The organism is Lactobacillus melliventris, from assembly GCF_042679465.1.
Classification (GTDB): domain Bacteria; phylum Bacillota; class Bacilli; order Lactobacillales; family Lactobacillaceae; genus Lactobacillus; species Lactobacillus melliventris.
Genome location: NZ_JBHTMT010000003.1, coordinates 28,240 through 49,414 on the forward strand (window position 1 = coordinate 28,240; position 21,175 = coordinate 49,414).

18 protein-coding genes are annotated in these 21,175 nt (G+C 35.6%); 9 read left to right on the top strand and 9 right to left on the bottom strand.

Going from position 1 to position 21,175, the window contains the following annotated elements; translation table 11 throughout:
- On the bottom strand, window positions 1-3,238 hold a 3,238-nt coding region (locus tag ACFQ32_RS04110), incomplete at its 3' end, for a mucin-binding protein (RefSeq protein ID WP_379907036.1).
- A 451-nt stretch (window positions 3,239-3,689) separates the two neighbouring features.
- Here ACFQ32_RS04110 and ACFQ32_RS04115 point away from each other — a divergent pair.
- Window positions 3,690-4,019 carry a helix-turn-helix domain-containing protein gene (locus ACFQ32_RS04115; protein ID WP_046324665.1) on the top strand — a complete coding sequence of 110 codons (330 nt, stop codon included), beginning with the start codon at window positions 3,690-3,692 and terminating at the stop codon, window positions 4,017-4,019.
- A gap of 120 nt (window positions 4,020-4,139) precedes the next feature.
- On the opposite strand, the gene ACFQ32_RS04120 is transcribed toward ACFQ32_RS04115, so the two are convergent.
- Window positions 4,140-4,868 carry a YebC/PmpR family DNA-binding transcriptional regulator gene (locus ACFQ32_RS04120; RefSeq protein ID WP_046324664.1) on the bottom strand — a complete coding sequence of 243 codons (729 nt, stop codon included), beginning with the start codon at window positions 4,866-4,868 and terminating at the stop codon, window positions 4,140-4,142.
- A gap of 261 nt (window positions 4,869-5,129) precedes the next feature.
- Here ACFQ32_RS04120 and ACFQ32_RS04125 point away from each other — a divergent pair, with 261 nt between their 5' ends.
- The 7 genes from ACFQ32_RS04125 to ACFQ32_RS04155 all read left to right on the top strand — a co-directional run bounded on the left by ACFQ32_RS04125 (window position 5,130) and on the right by ACFQ32_RS04155 (window position 13,689).
- Complete coding sequence (locus tag ACFQ32_RS04125) at window positions 5,130-6,737, top strand: APC family permease (RefSeq protein ID WP_379907097.1); 1,608 nt, start codon at window positions 5,130-5,132, stop codon at window positions 6,735-6,737.
- Between the two features lie 181 nt (window positions 6,738-6,918).
- Window positions 6,919-7,731, top strand: coding sequence for a Cof-type HAD-IIB family hydrolase (locus tag ACFQ32_RS04130; protein WP_046324662.1), 813 nt, complete (start codon window positions 6,919-6,921; stop codon window positions 7,729-7,731).
- Window positions 7,732-7,777: 46 nt separating this feature from the next.
- Window positions 7,778-8,479: an ABC transporter ATP-binding protein gene (locus ACFQ32_RS04135; protein ID WP_046324661.1), complete on the top strand. Its 702-nt coding sequence runs from the start codon at window positions 7,778-7,780 to the stop codon at window positions 8,477-8,479.
- Between the two features lie 12 nt (window positions 8,480-8,491).
- Window positions 8,492-11,284 (top strand): FtsX-like permease family protein, encoded by a 2,793-nt coding sequence (locus ACFQ32_RS04140; protein ID WP_046324660.1) that lies wholly within the window; start codon window positions 8,492-8,494, stop codon window positions 11,282-11,284.
- Between the two features lie 187 nt (window positions 11,285-11,471).
- Window positions 11,472-12,236: an ABC transporter ATP-binding protein gene (locus ACFQ32_RS04145; RefSeq protein ID WP_046324659.1), complete on the top strand. Its 765-nt coding sequence runs from the start codon at window positions 11,472-11,474 to the stop codon at window positions 12,234-12,236.
- A 2-nt stretch (window positions 12,237-12,238) separates the two neighbouring features.
- The gene (locus ACFQ32_RS04150; RefSeq protein WP_046324658.1) at window positions 12,239-12,970 is read left to right on the top strand and encodes a hypothetical protein; all 732 of its coding nucleotides are present in this window, start codon (window positions 12,239-12,241) and stop codon (window positions 12,968-12,970) included.
- Window positions 12,970-13,689: a hypothetical protein gene (locus tag ACFQ32_RS04155; protein WP_046324657.1), complete on the top strand. Its 720-nt coding sequence runs from the start codon at window positions 12,970-12,972 to the stop codon at window positions 13,687-13,689. The genes ACFQ32_RS04150 and ACFQ32_RS04155 overlap by 1 nt, the downstream gene beginning before the upstream one ends.
- A gap of 61 nt (window positions 13,690-13,750) precedes the next feature.
- Here the strand turns inward: ACFQ32_RS04155 and ACFQ32_RS04160 are convergent, their stop codons facing one another.
- From ACFQ32_RS04160 to ACFQ32_RS04185, 6 genes are all read right to left on the bottom strand, one after another.
- The gene (locus ACFQ32_RS04160) at window positions 13,751-15,658 is read right to left on the bottom strand and encodes a copper-translocating P-type ATPase (RefSeq protein WP_046324656.1); all 1,908 of its coding nucleotides are present in this window, start codon (window positions 15,656-15,658) and stop codon (window positions 13,751-13,753) included.
- A 13-nt stretch (window positions 15,659-15,671) separates the two neighbouring features.
- Window positions 15,672-16,043, bottom strand: coding sequence for a cupredoxin domain-containing protein (locus tag ACFQ32_RS04165; protein ID WP_209423815.1), 372 nt, complete (start codon window positions 16,041-16,043; stop codon window positions 15,672-15,674).
- Between the two features lie 136 nt (window positions 16,044-16,179).
- Window positions 16,180-16,383 (bottom strand): hypothetical protein, encoded by a 204-nt coding sequence (locus tag ACFQ32_RS04170; RefSeq protein WP_046324654.1) that lies wholly within the window; start codon window positions 16,381-16,383, stop codon window positions 16,180-16,182.
- A gap of 99 nt (window positions 16,384-16,482) precedes the next feature.
- Entirely contained in the window at window positions 16,483-17,265 is a 783-nt protein-coding gene (locus ACFQ32_RS04175) for an ABC transporter permease (RefSeq protein ID WP_046324653.1), read from the bottom strand.
- A 2-nt stretch (window positions 17,266-17,267) separates the two neighbouring features.
- Entirely contained in the window at window positions 17,268-18,065 is a 798-nt protein-coding gene (locus ACFQ32_RS04180; RefSeq protein ID WP_052724636.1) for an ABC transporter permease, read from the bottom strand.
- Entirely contained in the window at window positions 18,059-19,045 is a 987-nt protein-coding gene (locus ACFQ32_RS04185; RefSeq protein ID WP_046324652.1) for an ABC transporter ATP-binding protein, read from the bottom strand. Before ACFQ32_RS04185 ends, ACFQ32_RS04180 begins: the two co-directional genes overlap by 7 nt.
- Before the next feature lie 498 nt (window positions 19,046-19,543).
- Between ACFQ32_RS04185 and guaB the strand changes: the two genes are divergently transcribed.
- The gene (gene guaB / locus ACFQ32_RS04190) at window positions 19,544-20,689 is read left to right on the top strand and encodes an IMP dehydrogenase (RefSeq protein WP_046324651.1); all 1,146 of its coding nucleotides are present in this window, start codon (window positions 19,544-19,546) and stop codon (window positions 20,687-20,689) included.
- Window positions 20,690-20,747: 58 nt separating this feature from the next.
- On the opposite strand, the gene ACFQ32_RS04195 is transcribed toward guaB, so the two are convergent.
- Window positions 20,748-21,173, bottom strand: a complete 426-nt coding sequence (locus ACFQ32_RS04195; RefSeq protein ID WP_046324650.1) for a MarR family winged helix-turn-helix transcriptional regulator — start codon at window positions 21,171-21,173, stop codon at window positions 20,748-20,750.
- Window positions 21,174-21,175: the final 2 nt, after the last annotated feature.

Below are 21,175 nucleotides of genomic sequence, written 5' to 3' on the forward strand. Positions count from 1 at the left end.
CGTCTTGGTATTCAATAACCGATTGCTTATTATTTATCTTGGTATATTTAACCGTGATCGTGATGTCTTGATCAGTTGACTTCACCTGGGTCCCTTTTACTACTTTGGTATCAGCTTCATACCCAGTTACTTCTGGTGAGTTGACATCTTTAAAGGCAGCACTTGCCGGACCCCACGGACCATAATCGGTCTTCTTGGTTACGAAGTCTACTGTACCCTCACGGGTAAACTTGACTGTTTGTACGTTATCAGACAGTGGTGTTGGCGTACCGACATACTTGATGGTCTGTTTAACTTCTTTAATGAGGTTCGCGTCATCATTTTTACCTGTCAGCGGATTGTTTTGACCTGGTAGATAGGTCTGTTTCTTGTGCTTCATCTTAACGACGAACTTTTGCGAAGCGTCATTAAATACTTTATCTCCACCATCAGTAAAACCATCAGAAGCTACTTCATAGCCCGCATTGATTAAGTCATTAATAGTCTTGTCGTGCTCATCATGAGGGATCTTTTGACCCTCCTTGCCTGCAAGATTATTAGAAGCAATCACCTTGTTGTTATCGTCAACGTCTTGGTATTCAATAACCGATTGCTTATTATTTATCTTGGTATATTTAACCGTGATCGTGATGTCTTGATCAGTTGACTTTACCTGTGCTCCTTTTACTATTTCAGTATCTGGTTCATACCCCGGAATGTTAGGTGAACTAACATAATTAAAAGTATTACTTGCCGGACTCCACGGACCATAAGTGGTCTCCTTGGTAACGTGATCTACTGTACCCTCACGGGTAAACTTGACTGTTTGTACGTTATCAGACAGTGGTGTTGGCGTGCCAACATACTTGATAGTCTGTTTAACTTCTTTAATGAGGTTCGCATCATCATTTTTTCCAGTCGCCGGATTGTTTTCCCCTGGTAGATAGGTCTGCTTAAAGTGTTTTAAATTAACAATAAATTTTTGCGAGTCGTCACTAAATACTTTATCCCCGCCATTGGTAAAGCCATCAAAAACTACTTGATAGCCCTGTTGGTTTAAAGTAGTGATAGTTTTATCATGCTGATCACGAGGGATCTTTTGACCCTCATTACCATATACAGTATCGGAAGCGATCATTTTACTACCAGACTGATCACTATTACTATCAAGGTCATAATACTCAATAACTGTCTTTTGACTTGATCTACTGTACTTAACCGTGATCGTAATATCTTGATCAGTTGACTTTACCTGGGTTCCTTTTACTATACTGGTGTCAGGTTTATACCCTGGAAATTCCGGTGAATTAACATCCTTAAAAATTTGACTTATTGGATTCCACGGACCATAAGTGGTCTCCTTAGTTACGAGATCTACTATTCCCTCACGGGTAAATTTAAGCATTTGTACGTTATCAGGCACCGATGTTGGCGTGCCGACATACTTGATGGTCTGCTTAACTTCTTTAATGAGGTTCGCGTCATCATTTTGCCCAGTTGCCGGGTTGTTTTGCCCCTGAATGTATCTTTGTGTTTTGTGTTTTAAATTAACAATAAACTTTTGCGAGTCGTCATTAAATACTTTGTCCCCGCCACTAGTAAAGCCATCAAAAACTACTTCATAGTTGTTTTTATTTAAAGTAGCGATAATTTCATCATGTTTACTACGTGAAATTTTATCTCCTGCAGTACCGATTTCAGTATTAGAATTCAACAACTTATTGTTGGCATCAAGATCGTGGTATTCAATTATAGCTTGTGGTTTACTCGCATAATCAAAACTTTTGAACTTAAATATATGCTTAGTCGGTAAAGTTCCAGTTGAAGCAGAAATTGTAAAGTAAAGGTATTGGTTAGCACCATTAAATTGGATTTGTTTAGATGAAGTATAGGTTTGTCCATTAATTGTAATCTTTACTGTAAGTGTCTTATTACTTGCTGTATAGTTTAATGTAAAAAAATTGTCCTTTCCTTGATTAATATAAGTGTAGGGAACAGTAAAGAGACTATTTTTGCTAGTATCAATACTGCCAAATCCAGTGGTATCAGTAGTAACAAATGCTCCATATGCACAATCTTTTGGCGCAATTCCGTCATCCTCTGGACCAAGTAACTTAGGAGTGTCAGTTGAATAATTATGCCAAGTATCGAACTTCCAACCTATAGCATTAGGAATGCCATTAATACCTAAATTTCCACCAGTTTTGCCGACTTGGTTTTTTTCTCCAGTATAAAAGGCAAATCCAATACCATCAGCAATACCGGAAGCATTATCAGCTTTCGTTGTTGTTCCAAAGTTCATATATCCGGAAAGGGTAAAGTTCCTAGTTAAGTCAATCGGATCCTTGAAGGTGATATTACCTGCTTGCCAACTGTCACTTGTTAAAATTTGATTACCAACTGGTTTTCCGTCACCATCCGTGGAAATAGTATAATTTCCCGCTGTAGCTGCACTACCATTTTGTTGAAAATAGTTTAAATAATTATTCGGGTCTACATGAATACTATTTGCACTCCTTGTACTTATAGTTTGATTCCCATCATTTGACTGATCAGCAATAAAATTATTAGCACTAAAATTGTCAGTCTGAGTAGTTTCAGCATTAAGCTGATTGTCTTTTGTGTAATTTTCTTGGTTAACGTCATAGCTACTCTCTCTCTTTAAATCTTTTTGATCCAGAGTCGAATTACTATATTCAGTATTAACCTCTTGCTTTTTCATGATTTTAGAATTAAATGTACCACTACCAGTTTTGGTACCCTTCTTCAGTAGATCAGACTGAGAATTTATTGGTTTTTGTTTTGTTGTATTACGTTGCTTTTTGATTTTTTTAGCCTTTAAAGAAGAACTTCTAACTTTAGTACCCTTCTTCAGTGAATCAAACTGAGAATTTATTGGTTTCTTCTTTGTTGTATTACGTTGCTTTTTAGCGTTTAAAGAAGAACTTCCAACTTTAGTACCCTTCTTTAGTAAATCAGACTGAGAATTTATTGGTTTCTGTTTTATTGCAGTATGTTGCTTTTTGATTTTTTTAGATTGAGTAGAATGTCTTACAATTCTACATCTTTTCTTTAATTTTACTGTATTAGACTTAGGAGTAGTTTTTGCACGTTTAGTTACTTTAATCTGTCCACTTGGTACTTTAGCTGCATGAATTACTTCTGGATTGTTTACAGCCAAAAAATCCAGAGCGGCCACAGTAGCACCACTCATCAAAAACTTTTTTCCTTTTTTATAGAATTTTTTTGATTTTTTCATATATTCTCGCTTCTCTAATATATAAATAACAATTGTAAAGCTTTATTATTCATCCAAACGGCAGAGTATAAAGTGAATTTTTTGGTTTCTTTTCAAAAAATATAACAATCCAATTTTCTTTTAAATAAGGTAGATTAGAGGCAAATTGGTCTGAAACAAATTAAATCTGTTGCCCAGTTTTCGTGTCTATTATCCGGCCTCTGACCTTCAAAATAGTCACTATCCTACTTTATTTGGTAATTTGTTTGCTTTTTCAACTACCACAAGTGATACTATTTATGTAAGCTAAAAAAGTAGTCAGACTTCACACTTCGGCTACTTAATTAACTTACACAATAATGAAATTTTTGTGCTGTCCACTACGTGAACAATTTTATTATATTACCAGATATGGTAGCGGTCAAGTACAAAAAGCAATCATTTATGATACTTTTTGAAGGAAGAATTAAAAATGAATGTTTACTCCCGTATTTTTGATACTGCCAAAAAACATGGAATGTCCGTTAAAGAATTGGCAAGAAAAGCCGAAATTGGAGAAAATAGTATTTACCGTTGGAAAACCATTAAGCCCTCAATTCAATCATTAACGAAAGTAGCTCAACAGCTGCATGTTACGACTGACTATTTATTAGGTCAAGAAGAAAGTGATAGTAATTACTGCATAGATATAGCTGATGAAAATATTCAACTGCTGTATCATGGGCAAAATGTGCCAGAAAAATATATTAAGATGCTTCGCTTTATTATGGAAGAAGATCAAGCAGAAATGGCTAAAGATTAAAAAAGTGATTCTTTTTTTCTCTATGCTTTTGTTGGATTTTAAGCAAAAAAGAAGAGGCATATAAAAGTATACTCATACTTTTATATGCCTCTTACTTTGGTTATTTAAAATAAATACATTCTAGTCCTCATCTGCAGCTGCTGTATAGACATTCTGAACATCATCATCATCTTCCAGAGCATCTACCAAATGGTCGAATTGTTCTTTTTTATCATCTGGAACTGGAGTGGTTGTTTCAGGTATCATTGTCAATTCTGCATTGGCTAACTTATAGCCCGCTTTTTCAAGTGCATCGCGTACTTGAGCAAATTGCTTAGGGTCTGTATAAATTTCATATGCATCATCGCTGGTTTGCAAGTCATCACCGCCAGCATCCATTACATCAAGTAACATTTGATCTTCATCAGCATCAGTTGTTGAGCGGTCAATAACAATGTAACCCCTACGATTGAACATATATGCAACAGAACCTGTAGCACCAAGAGAGCCGCCATTTCTGGTAAAAGCAACTCTAACAGCAGAAGCTGTTCGGTTCTTATTATCAGTTAACGCCTCAACAAAGATAGCTACACCACCAGGTGCATAACCTTCATAAGTAATTTCATCGTAATGTTCTTCTGAATTGCCTTCAGCCTTTTTAATAGCCCGGTCAATATTTGATTTAGGCATGTTGTTGGCATGAGCCTTATCCATTACCATACGCAAATTAGGATTCCCGGAAGGATCAGGACCACCATTCTTTGCAGCCATATATATTTCACGAGATAATTTTTGGAAAATTTTACCCCTCTTTGCGTCTTGCGCATTCTTGCGGCCTTGAATATTGTGCCATTTTGAATGTCCTGACATTTAAGAATCCTTCTTTCTTTTGCTAGCGTATTAACGATATTATCTTACCGCATAGCACCATAAATTTCAATACTAGCAATTATTTAGCTCAACTTTTTAGCATAATTTAATGCGCTTTCATTAAAATAAGTTTACCTTGACTCTGGTCAATTTTTTATTTAATTAGTAAAATAAAAACATTAATTGTTTTCAAAGGAGAGAGTTTTAGTGGAGGAAATAAATTCAAACAAGAAGTATATATCTTGGCCAGTCTTAACCCTGATGGCTTTTTGTACCGTGATCGGGCTGGACGATATTATGTACAACTTTCAAAATCAGGGAATGCCAGTGGTAACGTCATGGATTATCATGTGTTTGTTTTACGTCATTCCCTATTCATTAATGGTGGGCCAACTGGGATCTGTTTTTAATAATGAGGGTGGCGGCTTATCATCCTGGGTTCGTGGAACTAACGGAGAATTTCTCGGCTATTTTACTGCCTGGACATACTGGGCAGCGTCAATTCCTTATGCCGTTGATTCAGCTAACGAAATAATCGTTGATATTGGCTGGGCTTTGACCGGTTCTGAAAAGTTTCAAAGTCAAATTTCTAATACCAAATTCGCTTTGATGACCTTTGCGATGTTCATTATTTTCATTATTGTTGAACATTACTTTTCTCACTCAATGGAAGTTCTTTCTACTATTGGTGGTGGATTAATGCTCATCATGACCTTGATGTTTGTTTTCTTGGCTTTCTTGGGACTAGCAAAATCCGGTGGTCACATGGCAACACAACCGTTTACCTGGCGGACACTTATTCCCAAGTTTGACATGCATTATTGGACAACTATTGCAATGCTTATTTACGCACTGAATGGTTGTGAACTGGTGGCACCCTATGTGACTAAGATGAAAAAGCCTAAGTCTGATTTTCCTAAAGCAATGATTGCCTTGGCATTAATGACTATTTTCCTAACAGTCTTTGGCTCTTTTGCTTTGGGGATATATTTTAATAGCTACCATATTCCAAATGATTTAAAAATGAACGGCGCTTATTACGTTTTTGACATGGTAGGACACCAATATGGCTTAGGTAAAACTTTGCTCTACGTTTGGGCCTGGACTTCTGTCTTTTATAATGCCGCTTTATTAGCTGTTCTTCTTGATGCCATGACTAGGATGCTCATTTCTGATACTGGCGATAAGTATATGCCTCAGTTTTTACAGAAAAAAGACAAAAACGGTCTACCTATTAATGGCTACATTTTAACTGTTTCTTTGTCAGCGTTTATTATGCTGTTAGGTATCTTCCTACCAGATATGAACGATATCTTTAATTGGCTGCTGAATTTGAATGGAATTATTTCTCCTGGAGTAACCTGCTGGATCTTCTTCTCTTTCATGCAGATCAGGAAAAACTCGCAAAAGTTTACCTCTGACTACGTTTTTATTAAGAACGATAAGCTGGGATATCTGGCTGGTTTATTCTTACTAATAGTGACTGCTGCAGCAACTATTTTAGGAATCGTACCTCAGGACATTAAAAAATTTAGTGGCTACTGGTGGTATGAACTAATAATCAATATTGTTGCTATCATTGTATTAATCGGCTTAGGTGCTATTTTACCAAGTATCAGAAGGCGTGAAGAAGAATACGGTATTGCATTTAACAAGAAGCAATGGACTACTATTTTTGTTTTGATAATCGGTTCTATTATTTTTGATCTATACCTTGGTGAGAAAAATACACTATTTCACAATGCCGCAATTAATTTTGGTCAAATTAAAATTGGGTTAAATATTGTCATGATTATTATTGAAACAATTTTGGCAATCCTAGTTTGTTGGCTTGTCGGCAGAAGAAAACCTACTCAGGTGAGCAACTAAATTTTAATTTAACGCTATTCTCCGAAACTATTTTGGTTTCGGAGTTTTTATATATCAGAAAAATTCAGTTAAAAATGCTTTCTAAAATAGCAGTACTCAATATTATTTCTCCCACATTGGTTAAAATATCCAAATATCTACTATATAATAGTAGTGACTGAAATAAATTAAGGAGATCTAAATGAAAAATATTCCCTTTAAAGCTGTAGCCGTTGACATGGATGGAACCTTTGAAAATGATGAAAAACAGTTTGATCATGAGCGCTTCGAAAAAGTCTTAACTAAATTGCGTCAAAGACACATCCACTTTATCGTCTCCAGTGGCAGACCATTATCACGTTTACGTCAAGATTTTTATGAATTTTTAGATCGGATTGATATTGTCGCTGATAATGGTTCAATTTTAACGAAAGACAATCAAATTATAGTTCGCCATGTGTTTACTTATAAAACTGGCATAAAATTAATTAATTTTATTCAAACCAATTATCCTTATGTTCAAATTGCTGCCAGTGGCTTGAACAACTCATATCTGAGTAAAAAGGCATTAAGTAACTTTAAAAATTTGATGCATTATTTTTATCCTAACGCCTGTGAAATTGGTGATCTTATTAATATTCCAACAAGTGATAGCCTAACCAAATTGACCTTAGAGTGCTCTGCTGAACTTGCGCATGAATTAGAACTAAAATTCAATCAGACGAATCCAGAAAGAATTCATTGTACTACCAGTGGTTTTAATAATATAGATGTAATGCCGAATGGCGTTAATAAGGGACAGGGTTTAAAATATTTTCTGCGTTACTTTAACGTAAAACCTGAAGAATTAATTGCTTTTGGCGATGGTTTAAACGATCAAGAAATGATCGAATTAGCGGGATATAGTTATGCAATGAAAAATGGACATGAAGACCTTAAAAAAATTGCTAAATATGAGGCACCGTCTAATAACGAAATGGGCGTATTGCAAGTATTAGAGAGCTATTTAGATTAGAATAAGAATATGAATATTGTTTTAAAAATGATAAGGACAAATTTTCATGAGTTATATTGACGTACGACACAACTTTAAGCGTTACCATACAGGAGATACAGAAATATTAGCTAATAATGATGTTAGTTTTACTGTTGAAAAAGGTGAACTGGCCATTATTTTGGGTGCATCCGGTGCTGGTAAGTCAACTATTCTAAATATTTTAGGTGGAATGGATACCAACAGTTCCGGTGATGTCATTATCGATGGTAATAATATTGCTAAATATAATAAGCGGCAGCTGACAAGTTACCGCCGGACTGATATTGGCTTTGTATTTCAATTTTATAACTTAATTCAAAACCTCACAGCAAGAGAAAACGTTGAGCTGGCATCAGAAATCGTTCCTGACGCACTTGATCCGGTAAAAACTTTGGTTGATGTTGGTCTCAAAAACCGCATTAATAATTTTCCGGCAGAATTATCTGGTGGTGAACAGCAAAGAGTAGCAATCGCTCGCGCTATTGCCAAGAATCCTAAAATTTTACTTTGCGATGAGCCCACTGGTGCACTTGATTACCAAACGGGAAAAAGTGTTTTACAAACGATTATTAATATGAGCCGCAATAACGGAACTACAGTAGTTATAGTTACACATAATAGTGCTCTGGCTCCTCTTGCTAACCGGGTAATTCATTTCCATGATGGTAAGGTCACGCAAATTGAAGAAAATTCACATCCAGATAGTGTTGCAAATGTTAAATGGTAGAAAAGGCTAATCATGAATAAAGTTATTCTAAAAGATTTTTGGCAATCAATTAAGCATACCAAGGGCCAATTTATTTCTATCATGGGACTCATGATGATCGGTGCCTTTGCTTTAGTTGGTTTAATGGTTACTGGCCCAGATATGCGCGATACTGGCAATCATTATGCACAAAAGCTCAATACTGCTGATTTAACGGTTATTTGTAATTACGGCTTAGATCATAAAGATACGCAAAAAATCAAGAAAACTAAGGGCCTGCAGGCTGTTGAATTTGGTTATATGACAGATACTGTAATCAAAAACAGTCAGGAAAGTTTTCGCATTTTTTCTAAGCCCAATTCTGTGGGCAAATATGAAGTTCGGAAAGGTCACCTGCCCACTAAGTCAAACGAAATTGCTTTAGCAGACCATTATTCTGATAAATATCAAATTGGTCAAAAAATCACTTTTACTGAAAAGAAAAATGTTTTGGGTACGACTCTATTAAAACGAAAAAGTTTTAAAATTGTGGGCTTTGTGCGCTCTAGTCAAATTTTATCCAATGTCAATTTAGGCCAAAGTAATAGCGGCACAGGGGAATTGAAAGGTTATGCCGTTGTCGATCCTAACGCTTTTAACCATACTGTTTATACGACTGCCAACTTAAGATATAAAGATTTGAGGAGGCTTGATTCTTATGGCAAGACTTATACCAGCAAGGTTAAGAATCATAAAAGAGTTTTACAGGATGATTTAAAAAATACTGCCCATCAAAGAAAAGCAAGGATTCTTTCTGCTGCTGGCAAAAAACTTGAGCCGCAAGAAAAGAAGATCCGTGAAGCTGAACAAAAATTAAAAGCTGCCAGTCAGCAAATTAACGCTGCCGCAAAACAATTAGCCAGTCAAAAAGAAAAATTAAATGCAAAAGTAGCTCAAGCTAAAGCTGCTGGTATAAATTTGCCACCATCTGCCCAGGCTCAATTAGAGCGAGCTGAACGAGAAATAGCTGCTGGTGAGCAAAAACTTCAGCAAGAGCAAAAAGTATTTGCGCAAAAATCGCGTGATACAACCAAAAAGATAAAAACTGGCAAAGAGCAAATTAACAAGGCGAAAAGGCAATTAAATAAGTTAGCTCTTCCCAGTTATAGTGTTTATAACCGGCGAGAAGTTCCTGGTGGTGAAGGTAATTTAGTTTATACAACTGTGGCACAAGTAGTTGAAGATTTAGCAAAAGTATTCCCGATTTTTCTCTATTTTGTTGCCGCTCTAGTTACATTTACCACCATGAATCGTTTTATTGACGAAGAGAGAATTAATTCCGGCACAATGAAAGCACTCGGTTATGATGATTATGTCATTATCAATAAGTTTCTCGCCTATGGTTTCATCTCAGGTACCATCGGTACCATTTTAGGAGTTTATTTAGGCCATACTTTGATGCCGCAGATTGTTTATCATGCATATTACAAGTCATTAACGATTCCACCAATTGAATTACACTTTCACTGGCAGATCAGTCTGGTAGCTCTCCTGTTATCTTGGATTAGTTCAGTTTTACCGGCATATTTAACTGCGAAGAATGAATTTAGAGAAAAGCCAGCTGCCCTATTGTTACCAAAAGCTCCGGCAGCCGGATCTACGATTCTTTTGGAAAAAATTCCCTTTATTTGGAATCATCTTAGTTTTACCCATAAAGTTACAGCACGTAATATTTTTCGTTATAAAAAACGCATGCTGATGACCATCTTTGGCGTTTGTGGTGCTGCTACTATGCTTTTTGCAGGTTTCGCTGTCAAAAATTCAATTACTAACATGAATAACAGGCAGTTCAACGATCTAATTCATTACAACATGATTGTCGCCCAAAAGCCTGGTATTTCAGTTAACCAGCAAAAGACTCTAAATAATAAGTTAAACGAAAACAATATTAAATCGGAGACTCCAATTTATTACGAATCTATGTCTAAAATTGCTGGTAAAACCGGTGACACCCAAGACATTACGTTAATTGCACCGTCTTCTGACAAGGTATTAAAAGATTACGTTCATTTGACTAATCGGAAAACCAAGCAGACTCTGCATTTAACTAATAATGGAGTTATCATATCGGAACGGTTGGCAACTCTGCTTAAAGTAAGCAAAGGCGGATATCTAACGCTCACGGACAAAGATAATAAGTCTAGAAGAATGAAAGTAGCTGGTATAACAGAAATGTACATGGGACACTTTGTCTTCATGAATAAAACTCAATATCAGGATATCTTTAAGCGCAATTTTAAATCTAACGCCTATTTAGTTAACTTAAACAATCCTAGTCGCAAAAACACTAGAAATATAGCCGCCCAATTTATGGCTCTATCCGGAGTGGCTGGTGTTGTACAAAACACGGCTGTTAGTCAAGAGCTGGATGTCGTGGTTCAATCCTTAAATTTGATTATGCTGGTGTTGATAGTAGTTGCTGGACTTTTGGCAATCGTAATTCAATATAACCTTACTAATATTAATATTGCTGAAAGAATACGGGAACTTTCAACAATCAAAGTTTTAGGATTCTATGATAATGAAGTAACAATGTATATTTATCGCGAAACCATTCTTTTAACAGGCATTGGTATATTGGTTGGCTATTTAACTGGTGATTTGCTCTATCGCTACATTCTTTATGTTGTTCCACCTGACAATGTTATGTTTAATCCGGCATTATCTGCTCCAAGTTTTCTGTGGCCATTAGGTGTAATTGGTGTGATCACTATCATTTTAGGTTTTATCGTTAATAAAAAGTTAAAAGACCTCGATATGTTAGAAGCTTTAAAATCGGTTGATTAATTATAACCTGCTCGCAATGAGCAGGTTTTTATTCGTAAAAAATTAAAAAATAAATAAAGTTGTGCTATACTTTTCTTATTAGATTTAATGTTCATGAAAAGATCTTCAAATTAACCTGTATACGAAATATTTATCATCCTTCCTTTTTAAATGATAAAGTTACTACAAATTAATTTTGGAGAAAAAATTGAATAATATTTTACAAGTTAAACATTTAAAAGAAACCTATAAGGATAAAAAGCAGGAATTTCAAGCTTTAGATGATGTTTCTTTTACAATTGACCAAGGAGAGATACTGGCGCTTTTAGGTCCTAATGGTGCTGGAAAAACTACTATTGTCTCAATCATTGGCGGTTATTTAATCCCTACTTCCGGCCATGTGATTTTAAATGGTCAAGATATTACCACTGCACGAAAGAGACCAAACATTGGCGTTTCTTTTGGTGGTGATTTAGGTTTTTACCGTAACGCTACAGCCAAGCAAAATTTGCAATTTTTTGCGGACTTGGCAAAGGTTCCCTTCCGCAAGCAGAACAAAGAAATCGAACGTGTTCTGTCAATTGTTGACCTTCTGAATGTTGCCAATAAAAAAGTGGGAGAATTTTCTAAAGGAATGACGCAAAGACTGCATATAGCACGCTCTTTGCTCAATAATCCTAATTTATTACTCTTGGATGAACCCACAAGTGGTCTTGATGTTGAAATTGCACAAAGTGTGCAGAAGACAATTAAAAATTTGTCTGACTCGGGTATAAGTATTTTATTAACCAGTCATACAATGTCCGAAGTTGAAAAATTGGCTAAACGGATAGTCATTTTAGGTGCAGGGAAAGTATTTTTTACCGGCACCATCAATGCTGTTTTTGGCTTAGCTGAAAAAGAGATAAACCAAAAACCAAAAAATTTAGAAGAAGCCTACTTAGCTTTAGCACCTAAATTAAGGAGGAAATAAAAATGCGTTTTATTCGTCTCTTCCTCTTTCATGTTAAAGATTATCTTTCAGATCAATATTTTGTCTGGTTGACGATCACAAGTACTACTTCTATCTTCTTAATGCAATATATTATGGCGTACGCTACACATAATTTGGATAATACACAAATATGGCTCCAAAGCGGTATTTTTGGCATGTGGACTTCTTGTACAACCGTTGCCGGTTGCATCAGTTTTGAACGTTACAAAGGAACGCTGCCTTATTTATTAAACAGCCAGTATGATGAAAGAGCTTCGTTAATTACCTTGCTTTTGCCTGCATCCAGCTATGGCCTATTTTCGTTTCCGATTGCATTTATTCTGGCAAAAATTTTAGGAGCAGCTACTGGTACAGTTTCTCTCTACATTATTTTATTAATTTTGCTAATGTGGGTCGGTTGTGCAGTAATGGGCATCTTAATTTCATCTTTTCTAACTCTGTCACCAAACGCAATGGTCTATGAGAGTTTAATCGGAACTCCGATATTACTATTAGCAGGATTATTCGGCAATGATACCGTTTTAGGGCCATTAACCAATGTGTCACAATGGTTTATCCCAATCACGTCACCAATTGCTGCTTTATCCCATAATAAAAGCCTCAACTGGTCTTCTTATTTCTGCAGTTTACTTCTTTGGATTGTATTAATTGTGGTTATTGTCAGAAAAATTAACGACCTGGTAAGAAGGAAAGGAGCTCTGAAAATTATCTAATGTTTGCTACACAGTTCTCGAGCCTTTCATTTCTGAATAATTGGCGGACAAAGCTGACCTACTTTTTCATCACGCCAATGATTAATCTAGCCCTGTTAGTATTAATTAATATGCAGTATTCTAATCAATTTAATTGGGATGTTGCCATTAGCTCCATTGCAATGGATGCGGCAGTACTTGCACTTGAAACATTTTGTTCTGCTGTGATTACCGATGCAAATTTAAAGATTGACTTTGAATTAATTGCCAAAAAGCCTTTTAGTTTCAGATATTGGCTTACAAAATGCTTTGTTGCCATTATTATAGGCTGCACTTTAGCACTAATTAACCTTTTTCTATTGTACTTGGTAGGAGCTCCATTAGTCATTATTAAGCGCGCTTTACTTATGCTACCACTTTCATGTATTTATGGCTGCGCTTTAGGTTTTGTATCTTGGGCTATTTCCTGGCAAATGAATGATCCCTATTTTTTGGAGAATATTTTTAGCAGTTTAGCCCAATTAATATCAGGAGTGTTAGTGGTAATTTCAGCTTATCCTGATTGGTTAAAAGCAATTGCTTTACTATTTCCTTTTGCAGAACCTGTTACTTATATTAAAACTGGTCATGCGAATCTTATTTACAGCATATTTATTACCTTCATTTGGCTTATTATTGGCATTTTTGCTTATATTATTCAAATCAAGCCTGTTTTAGCCAAAGGAAAACATCATTATTAAAGTTCACACAGTAAAAAAGAGCGGTTGAATGTAATTCAACTGCCCTTTTACTTTTAAAATACTATATTTTGGCTTTTCCTAATAAAACCGAACTGATAACAACTGATAGTGAACTAAAGGCCATAGCTAATCCTGCTATTTCCGGACTAAGTGTGAGACCCACACCTGCAAATAAACCAGCGGCTACTGGAATCCCCAGTACATTATAAATGAAAGCCCAGAACAGATTTAACTTTATCCTATTAAAAGTCTTGCGGCTTAGCTTTAAAGCCCGGACAACATCTTCCAAATCGTTTTTAATTAATACGATGCCACCTGCATCGATGGCGACATCGGTACCGGAACCCATGGCAATTCCTACGTCTGCTTGGGTTAGAGCTGGCGCATCGTTGATCCCATCACCCACAAAAGCCACATGATGCTTTTTCTGCAGCTTTTTAATGGTATCAGCTTTATCAACTGGTAAAACTTCAGCTATTACCTGATCAATACCAACCTGCTTTGCAATCGCGGCAGCTACCTGCTGATTATCACCGGTGAGCATAACCGTTTTAAGTCCTAATTGATGTAAATCGGAAATTGCTTTTTTGGCGTTTTCTTTAGGTGCATCTTGAATTGCAATTAGACCTATTACCTTATTATCTAAAACGACTGATACTACAGTTTTAGCGGCATTCGTCAAAGCTGCAACTTTAGATTTGAACTCTGGTGAAATAAGAACTGCATCCCTATTTTTAGGGCTACCTACCAAAATATTTTTTCCGTTAACAATACCGCTAATACCTTGTCCTTCATTAACTTTAAAATCTTCCACTGGTAGAAAAGCAAATTTTTCTTTTTTAGCAGCAGCCAAAACAGCTGGAGCAAGAGGATGTTCAGAAAATTTTTCTAAACTGGCTGCCAATTGTAAAACAATTTTTCTATCACCAACAATATCTGTTACTTGTGGTTGACCTTTGGTAATCGTTCCCGTTTTATCAAAAACTATAGTATCAATGCTGTTTGCAGCCTCTAAAATTTCGCCGTTTTTGATTAAAATGCCCATTTTGGCACCACGACCAGTTCCTACCATTAAGGCTGTTGGGGTAGCCAGACCCAAAGCACAAGGACAGGCAATCACCATTACTGCAACAGCAAAAACTAAAGCAGTTGCAATATTTTTACCGAGAAAAATATACCAAACTAAAAAAGTTAGAATTGCAATAATCAAAACAGTAGGAACAAAAATATTGGCAACTTTATCGGTTAATTTTTGAATTGGCGCATGACTGTTCTGCGCCTTTTTTACTATAGCCACTATTTGAGCCAACATGGTATCATTGCCAACTTTTTGAGCTTCCATTACAAATGAACCTGTTTGATTAATTGTTGCCCCAATAACTTGGTCGCCACTAATCTTTTTAACCGGCATGCTTTCACCAGTTACCATAGATTCGTCAACACTGGAATTGCCGGAAACAATTTTGCCATCTACTGGAACTTTTTGTCCAGGCATCACTTGAATTAAGTCGCCCTTAACTACCTGAGTGATGGGAGTACTGACAAAATGATCACCTTTTTTAACCAGAGCATCTTTTGCGCCTAAATTAAGTAACTTTCCCATAGCATTTGAAGCAGTAGACCGCATTTTTTCTTCTAAAACCTGCCCTAGTAAAACAAAAGTAATGACTAAAGCCGCACTTTCGAAAAATACGGGTTTACCGGTGGACATGGCATAAATGCTATAAAGATAAGTTATTGATGTCCCTAAAGCAACCAGAGTGTCCATGTTTGAATGGTGTTTTTTAAACGCAGACCAGGCACTGGAAACAAATGGACCAGCTGAAATCACCATAATAATCGTAGTAAAAATTAACATGGTCCATTCACCGCCAGGCAACATCCAGCCAGTAAAAGGATGGATGATCATTTCAATTAGCATTGGTAGTGATAATATTAGCGACGTCCAAAAACGTGTTGTGATCTTCATTGTTTTACCCTAACTATTTGACAATAACCTTACCATGAAACATATTCATACTGCATGCCCACTCGTATTCGCCAGGTTTTGATGTATCTATTTTGATCGGCTCTGTTTTACCTTGAGGCAATTTTTGATTTATACCAAAATCTGAGAAGATAACATGATCTAAACAACTGGAAGAATCAGTTCTTTTAAAGTTTAAGGTAGCCGGTATTCCTCTTTTTAAGATAACTTTTTCTGGAGAATATCCGCCTTTGACCTCAATATCAACACTTTGCTTATTCGAACTAACAGACGCATTTTCTGTTACTACTTGGTGCTTACCAAAGAACCACCATGCGATAAAGGCAATAAGTGCGAGTCCTAAGCATAAAATAATAATCCTATTCATGATAATTCCTCCCCAATGAAGCTTATTATTAATGTCTACATTTGTAAACTAAATTTAGTATAAATTATGTATCTACAAATGTAAACATAAATGCTCAAAAAAAACTTACTGAGAACATCAGTAAGTTTCAGCACTATCAATCGGCATCTAATCGCTTTAACCATTGAGTGAGGTCATTTTTATCTAGCATTATTTGCTTAAGTTCTGTTTTATTTTCCGCAGCCAGTAGCATCATTAACTGGAGATATTTACCAACTGAAATACCATATTTTTCCAAATTAAACTTAGCATTTTTTACTACTGCATTATCTAAACTAACTGTAACTAGTTCGTCTTTCACCGCTTATCCCTTTTCCCATATTTTAAAATAAAAACTGACAGGAATATTCTAAAAAAATTTATACGGCTGTGCAAGCTTTATGGAAAACAGTTTACTTAGCTATCTACCAGCTCCATCATACTTCTTGAGGCCTAAATTCCAGATTACATGATCCAGTACTACAAATATTAAAGCAACTAAAAGCTGTAGTAGCAAAATATGCCATTCTTCTGGCCTTAATAGAATAATTGTTGCGGGGCATGCAACTAGGCCAAAAGGCAAAATAAAATTAAATATTATATTGCCCAGGCCACGATAAATACTTGCAGGATAACGACTCATTTGTATCATACTTAAAAATAAATCATTTCTGCCAAAATTAGTTGGAAACCAAAAAGCTGAAATTGTCCAGAGATACCACAATGAATAATACAATATGCAGCCTAATACACAGGAAAATAAGAAACAAACTAGTTGGATAAGACTAATTTTTATTCCTTGACACGCATAAATAATTACTACCAGTCCCAAAACGGAATTTATTAGTTGAGTAAATTCAATGGAACTAAAAAAATAAAATAGTTTAGTATTAATTGGCTTTAGGAGCACCGAATCAAGCGTACCCTCTCTAATATCAGCTTCCATTTTAGGCATCGATTTGACTAAGAAGGCCATCAGGAAGCCATCTAGCATAGTATAAACCCCAACTAATAAGAGGCATTCCTTAAAACTCCAGCCTCCAACAGTGTCAACATTTAAATAAATTACTTTAAAGAAAGCAATTGGGATACCCAACCAAAGTACTGAGGAAATAATACCAAATACAGTATCCAGCCTAAAACTAATAGTCTCTAAAAAGGCTATCTTGATTAAAGAACCGATCAGTTTAAATTTATTTTTCATATCTAACCCATTACATCAGAATATCTCTGAAGCCCTTTTCTATTAACTATTTGTACAATTACATAAAAGATAACTGCCCAAGCAATCTCAATTCCAGTATTTTTAAGCCAAGATTGTAGGGAGAGCCCTTTTACCAAAGTATCTATGGGAAAAGAACTAAAATACTGAAAAGGTAAGCATTTGGTTATTTTTACCAAAAAAGGCGGCAAGATTTCTAAGGGAAAATAAAAACCAGCCAGCAAGTTTACCAACACTTCTTTTACTAGTAAAACAAAGAAGAGGTTATCAAACCAATAAGCAACACTACCTATGATGTAAGAGAAAAGAAACCAAAGCACCGCTGACATAATAATGCTAAAGGCAAATTCCAACAGCACTATCAGTGATATCTGCAATAAATTTTTTACTAGAATATATAATATTCCAATTATCAGTATTGGAGCCAGCAGAAGTAGATTTGCTAATCGGTCGCCAACCATTTTAGCGAAATAATATTTTTCAATTGCTATTGGTCGATGAACAATGTTTGACAATTCACCCGAATGAATATCATCATTTAATTCCCAATCAATTGCATACCAGACAAAGGAATTGATAAAGTTAACGCCAATGTAATAAATAACAATTTGATTTTTAGTAAATCCGCCCACTGTTTGCCCGTGATTTAATATTAAAGACCACAGATAAAACATTACTATACTTGGCACAAGAGCTTGCAGTAGCAAAATCACCACACTGCTTTTATTCGCTAAAATAGACTTGAGGGAAATTTTACTTACTGCACGGTATGTTTTTAACATTTTTGATTCTCCTCGGCAAATAATTCTAAGATAATGTCTTCCAGTTTCAGTTCATTTATTTGATAATTTGAACCCTGTTTGTTTTTGGCAAGGAATGCAATCATATCATCAACTTCTTCATTTGGAACTTTGATGGTAATTGTTAAATCATCCTGATTGATTATTTTGCCCTCAATATTCTTCTCAGCAAAACTTTCTGATTTATCAAATGTGATGTACTTATTACTACTGAATTTATCTAGTAGATCCTGTTTTTGACCATTCCACATAATTTCTCCGTGATTAACAATTATTAAGCGGTCGCAGATAGTCGCAATATCTTCCATATCATGGGAAGTCAAGAAGACGGTCAGTTTTTCTTCTTTATTTAGTTGCAAAAGAAATTTACGGATATCTCTTTTTGCCAAAACATCAAGCCCTATTGTGGGCTCATCTAGAAAGAGCACCTTGGGTCTAGTAGCTACACCTGCTAAAAATTCAATTTTCATCCTCTCTCCCAGTGATAATTTACGTGTTTGAGTATCTAACTTTCTTGTAACGTTTAATACTCGAGCTAGATTATTAACTGTTTCTTGAAAAGATGTTTCAGAAATATCATACATTGATTGCAAGAGCTTTAAATAATCTCTGGGAGTTAAATCGGGAAAAAGTTGTGACCTGTTTCCCATCACTACCGAAATTGATTTTTTAAAATCATTAGTCCTTTTGGTAGGATCAAAGCCATTGACCCTGCAGTAACCTGAAGATGGAAAAAGAGTACCGGTTAACATCTTTATAGTAGTAGTTTTACCTGCACCATTTTGTCCAATAAAACCTACTTTCTCTCCTGGTTTAATGTTAAAGTTTAAGGATTTAACGGCATTAACAACCGTTCTTTCTGGCTTAAAAATATTTTTTGCTATAGCATGCCAAGTCTCGCCTCTGGTGGCCACCGCATATTTTTTTGACAGATCATGTACTTCAATTGCATTTTCGACCATGTTTCAAACTCCATTTTTTTATCAAATCCGGCACAAAAAGGCAATTACCAAAGGAAAGTGTCCTTTAATAATTGCTCTTATTGAACAAAATCACCATACTTTGCCAATGCCATTGGTTTAACCTCATTATTAGATAGATATTTAATCAACAGCATTAGATTCAATTTTAGCACAGTCTTAATTGTTTTTAAATAATATTTAATTTATTTATTGATTTTGTTGTAAACCCGAACAATATCAAGATATTTAAAAAAGATTTTCTATACCTAATGCCTACCAATAAAATAATGTAAAGTGTTAATAAACAGAATATTAGTTTTGATTACTTACAATATAAACTAATATGGTATATTTGTTCGCCTTTAAGGTTGAAATAGATTCAAAGTAATATTATACTTTTATCAATATAGTTTTTGATTTTAACTTGACCAAGATCAAAATCACTAGTAAAGTGTAATCAATTTAACTTTAATAATTTTAAAAAGGAGAGTGCATTAAATGTCAAATTGGACAACAAAATTTGTTAAAGAAGGTCTAACTTTTGATGATGTTTTATTAATTCCAGCCGAAAGCCACGTATTACCCAATGAAGTAGATTTACATACTCAACTGGCACCTAATCTTAAACTAAATATTCCTATAATAAGTGCGGGAATGGACACTGTGACTGAAGGTGCAATGGCCATAGCTATTGCACTGCAAGGCGGCTTAGGAGTGATCCATAAAAATATGTCAATCACCGCTCAAGCTGGAGAAGTAGCAAATGTCAAAAATGTTGTTGTCCCAAGTAATATTACGAAAGCCGCTGTTGATGATCACAACCACTTATTGGTTGCAGCTGCTATTGGCGTTACCAGTGATACATTTGAACGGGCTGAAGCACTTATAGAAAAGGGAGCAGACGCAATTGTCATTGACACTGCACATGGTCATTCAGCTGGAGTTTTACGTAAGATAAAAGAAATTAGAGCACATTTCCCTGATATTACCCTTATTGCCGGCAATATCGCTACTGGTGATGCTGCTAGAGCACTCTTCGATGCTGGTGTTGATATTGTCAAAGTTGGAATTGGGCCGGGTTCTATTTGCACCACACGTGTCGTAGCTGGTGTTGGAGTCCCACAAATTACTGCAATTTATGATGCGGCTACAGCTGCTAGAGAATACCACAAACCAATAATTGCCGATGGCGGTATGAAGTATTCCGGTGATATTGTTAAGGCTCTAGCTGCTGGTGGTAATGCTGTTATGCTTGGTAGCATGCTTTCAGGGACTACTGAGGCACCGGGCGAAATTTTCGAAAGTGACGGTCACAAATTTAAGACTTATCGCGGAATGGGTTCTGTCGGTGCAATGGCCCAAGCTCATGGCTCTTCAGACAGATATTTCCAAGGCGGAGTAAACGAGGCTAACAAGTTAGTACCTGAAGGCGTAGAAGCACGCGTTGAATATAAAGGTGATGTTTCTGATATTGTCTTCCAGATTATTGGCGGTCTGCGCTCAGGCATGGGTTATGTCGGTGCCGCTACAATTGCTGACTTACGAGAAAATGCACAATTTGTCAAAATTACTAATGCTGGTTTACGAGAATCTCACCCACATGACGTGCAAATTACCAAGAAAGCACCTAATTACGAAAGATAATAAAAATTAAGAAAAAACTAGTTATTGCCTCAAAACAATAACTAGTTTTTAATTTATCCTATTTTTCCGAAATAGCGTCATTCAGTTTCTGTAAATTCTCTACTAACTCATTTTTAGTTTCAGTTCCAAGAATTGCAGCGTAACTATTCTCAGACTGAAAAACATAGTTAGAAATTTTTTCTTCTAAATTAACAGCTTTAGGGGTTAGGATGATTGCTTTTAATCGAGTGTCATGTGGATCGACTTTTTTCGTAATTAGGTCTTTTTCTGCCATTAAATGTAAAACATTGGTAGCCGTTGACTTTCTAATATTGAATTCATGCTCAATGTCTTTTTGATAAATTGGCTTATTTTGGGCAAAGGAAGATAAGTATTCGATAATCAACATTTGCGTTCCAGTTAGACCTATTTTTCTGGCATAGTGATCAGCGTTGCGGTTAAACGTATTTTGTACTCTCTCCAATGCCAATCCTAATCTTTTCATTA

Bases quoted from the DNA above. Each gene is read 5' to 3' on its own strand.
- ACFQ32_RS04185 (WP_046324652.1), bottom strand. From the start codon at position 19,045: ATGGTCGAAAATGCAATTGAAGTACATGATCTGTCAAAAAAATATGCG.
- ACFQ32_RS04150 (WP_046324658.1), top strand. From the start codon at position 12,239: ATGCGTTTTATTCGTCTCTTCCTCTTTCATGTTAAAGATTATCTTTCA.
- ACFQ32_RS04195 (WP_046324650.1), bottom strand. From the start codon at position 21,173: ATGAAAAGATTAGGATTGGCATTGGAGAGAGTACAAAATACGTTTAAC.
- ACFQ32_RS04155 (WP_046324657.1), top strand. From the start codon at position 12,970: ATGTTTGCTACACAGTTCTCGAGCCTTTCATTTCTGAATAATTGGCGG.
- ACFQ32_RS04175 (WP_046324653.1), bottom strand. From the start codon at position 17,265: ATGAAAAATAAATTTAAACTGATCGGTTCTTTAATCAAGATAGCCTTT.
- ACFQ32_RS04160 (WP_046324656.1), bottom strand. From the start codon at position 15,658: ATGAAGATCACAACACGTTTTTGGACGTCGCTAATATTATCACTACCA.
- ACFQ32_RS04135 (WP_046324661.1), top strand. From the start codon at position 7,778: ATGAGTTATATTGACGTACGACACAACTTTAAGCGTTACCATACAGGA.
- ACFQ32_RS04140 (WP_046324660.1), top strand. From the start codon at position 8,492: ATGAATAAAGTTATTCTAAAAGATTTTTGGCAATCAATTAAGCATACC.
- ACFQ32_RS04115 (WP_046324665.1), top strand. From the start codon at position 3,690: ATGAATGTTTACTCCCGTATTTTTGATACTGCCAAAAAACATGGAATG.
- ACFQ32_RS04165 (WP_209423815.1), bottom strand. From the start codon at position 16,043: ATGAATAGGATTATTATTTTATGCTTAGGACTCGCACTTATTGCCTTT.
- ACFQ32_RS04125 (WP_379907097.1), top strand. From the start codon at position 5,130: ATGGCTTTTTGTACCGTGATCGGGCTGGACGATATTATGTACAACTTT.
- ACFQ32_RS04130 (WP_046324662.1), top strand. From the start codon at position 6,919: ATGAAAAATATTCCCTTTAAAGCTGTAGCCGTTGACATGGATGGAACC.
- ACFQ32_RS04180 (WP_052724636.1), bottom strand. From the start codon at position 18,065: ATGTTAAAAACATACCGTGCAGTAAGTAAAATTTCCCTCAAGTCTATT.
- guaB (WP_046324651.1), top strand. From the start codon at position 19,544: ATGTCAAATTGGACAACAAAATTTGTTAAAGAAGGTCTAACTTTTGAT.
- ACFQ32_RS04120 (WP_046324664.1), bottom strand. From the start codon at position 4,868: ATGTCAGGACATTCAAAATGGCACAATATTCAAGGCCGCAAGAATGCG.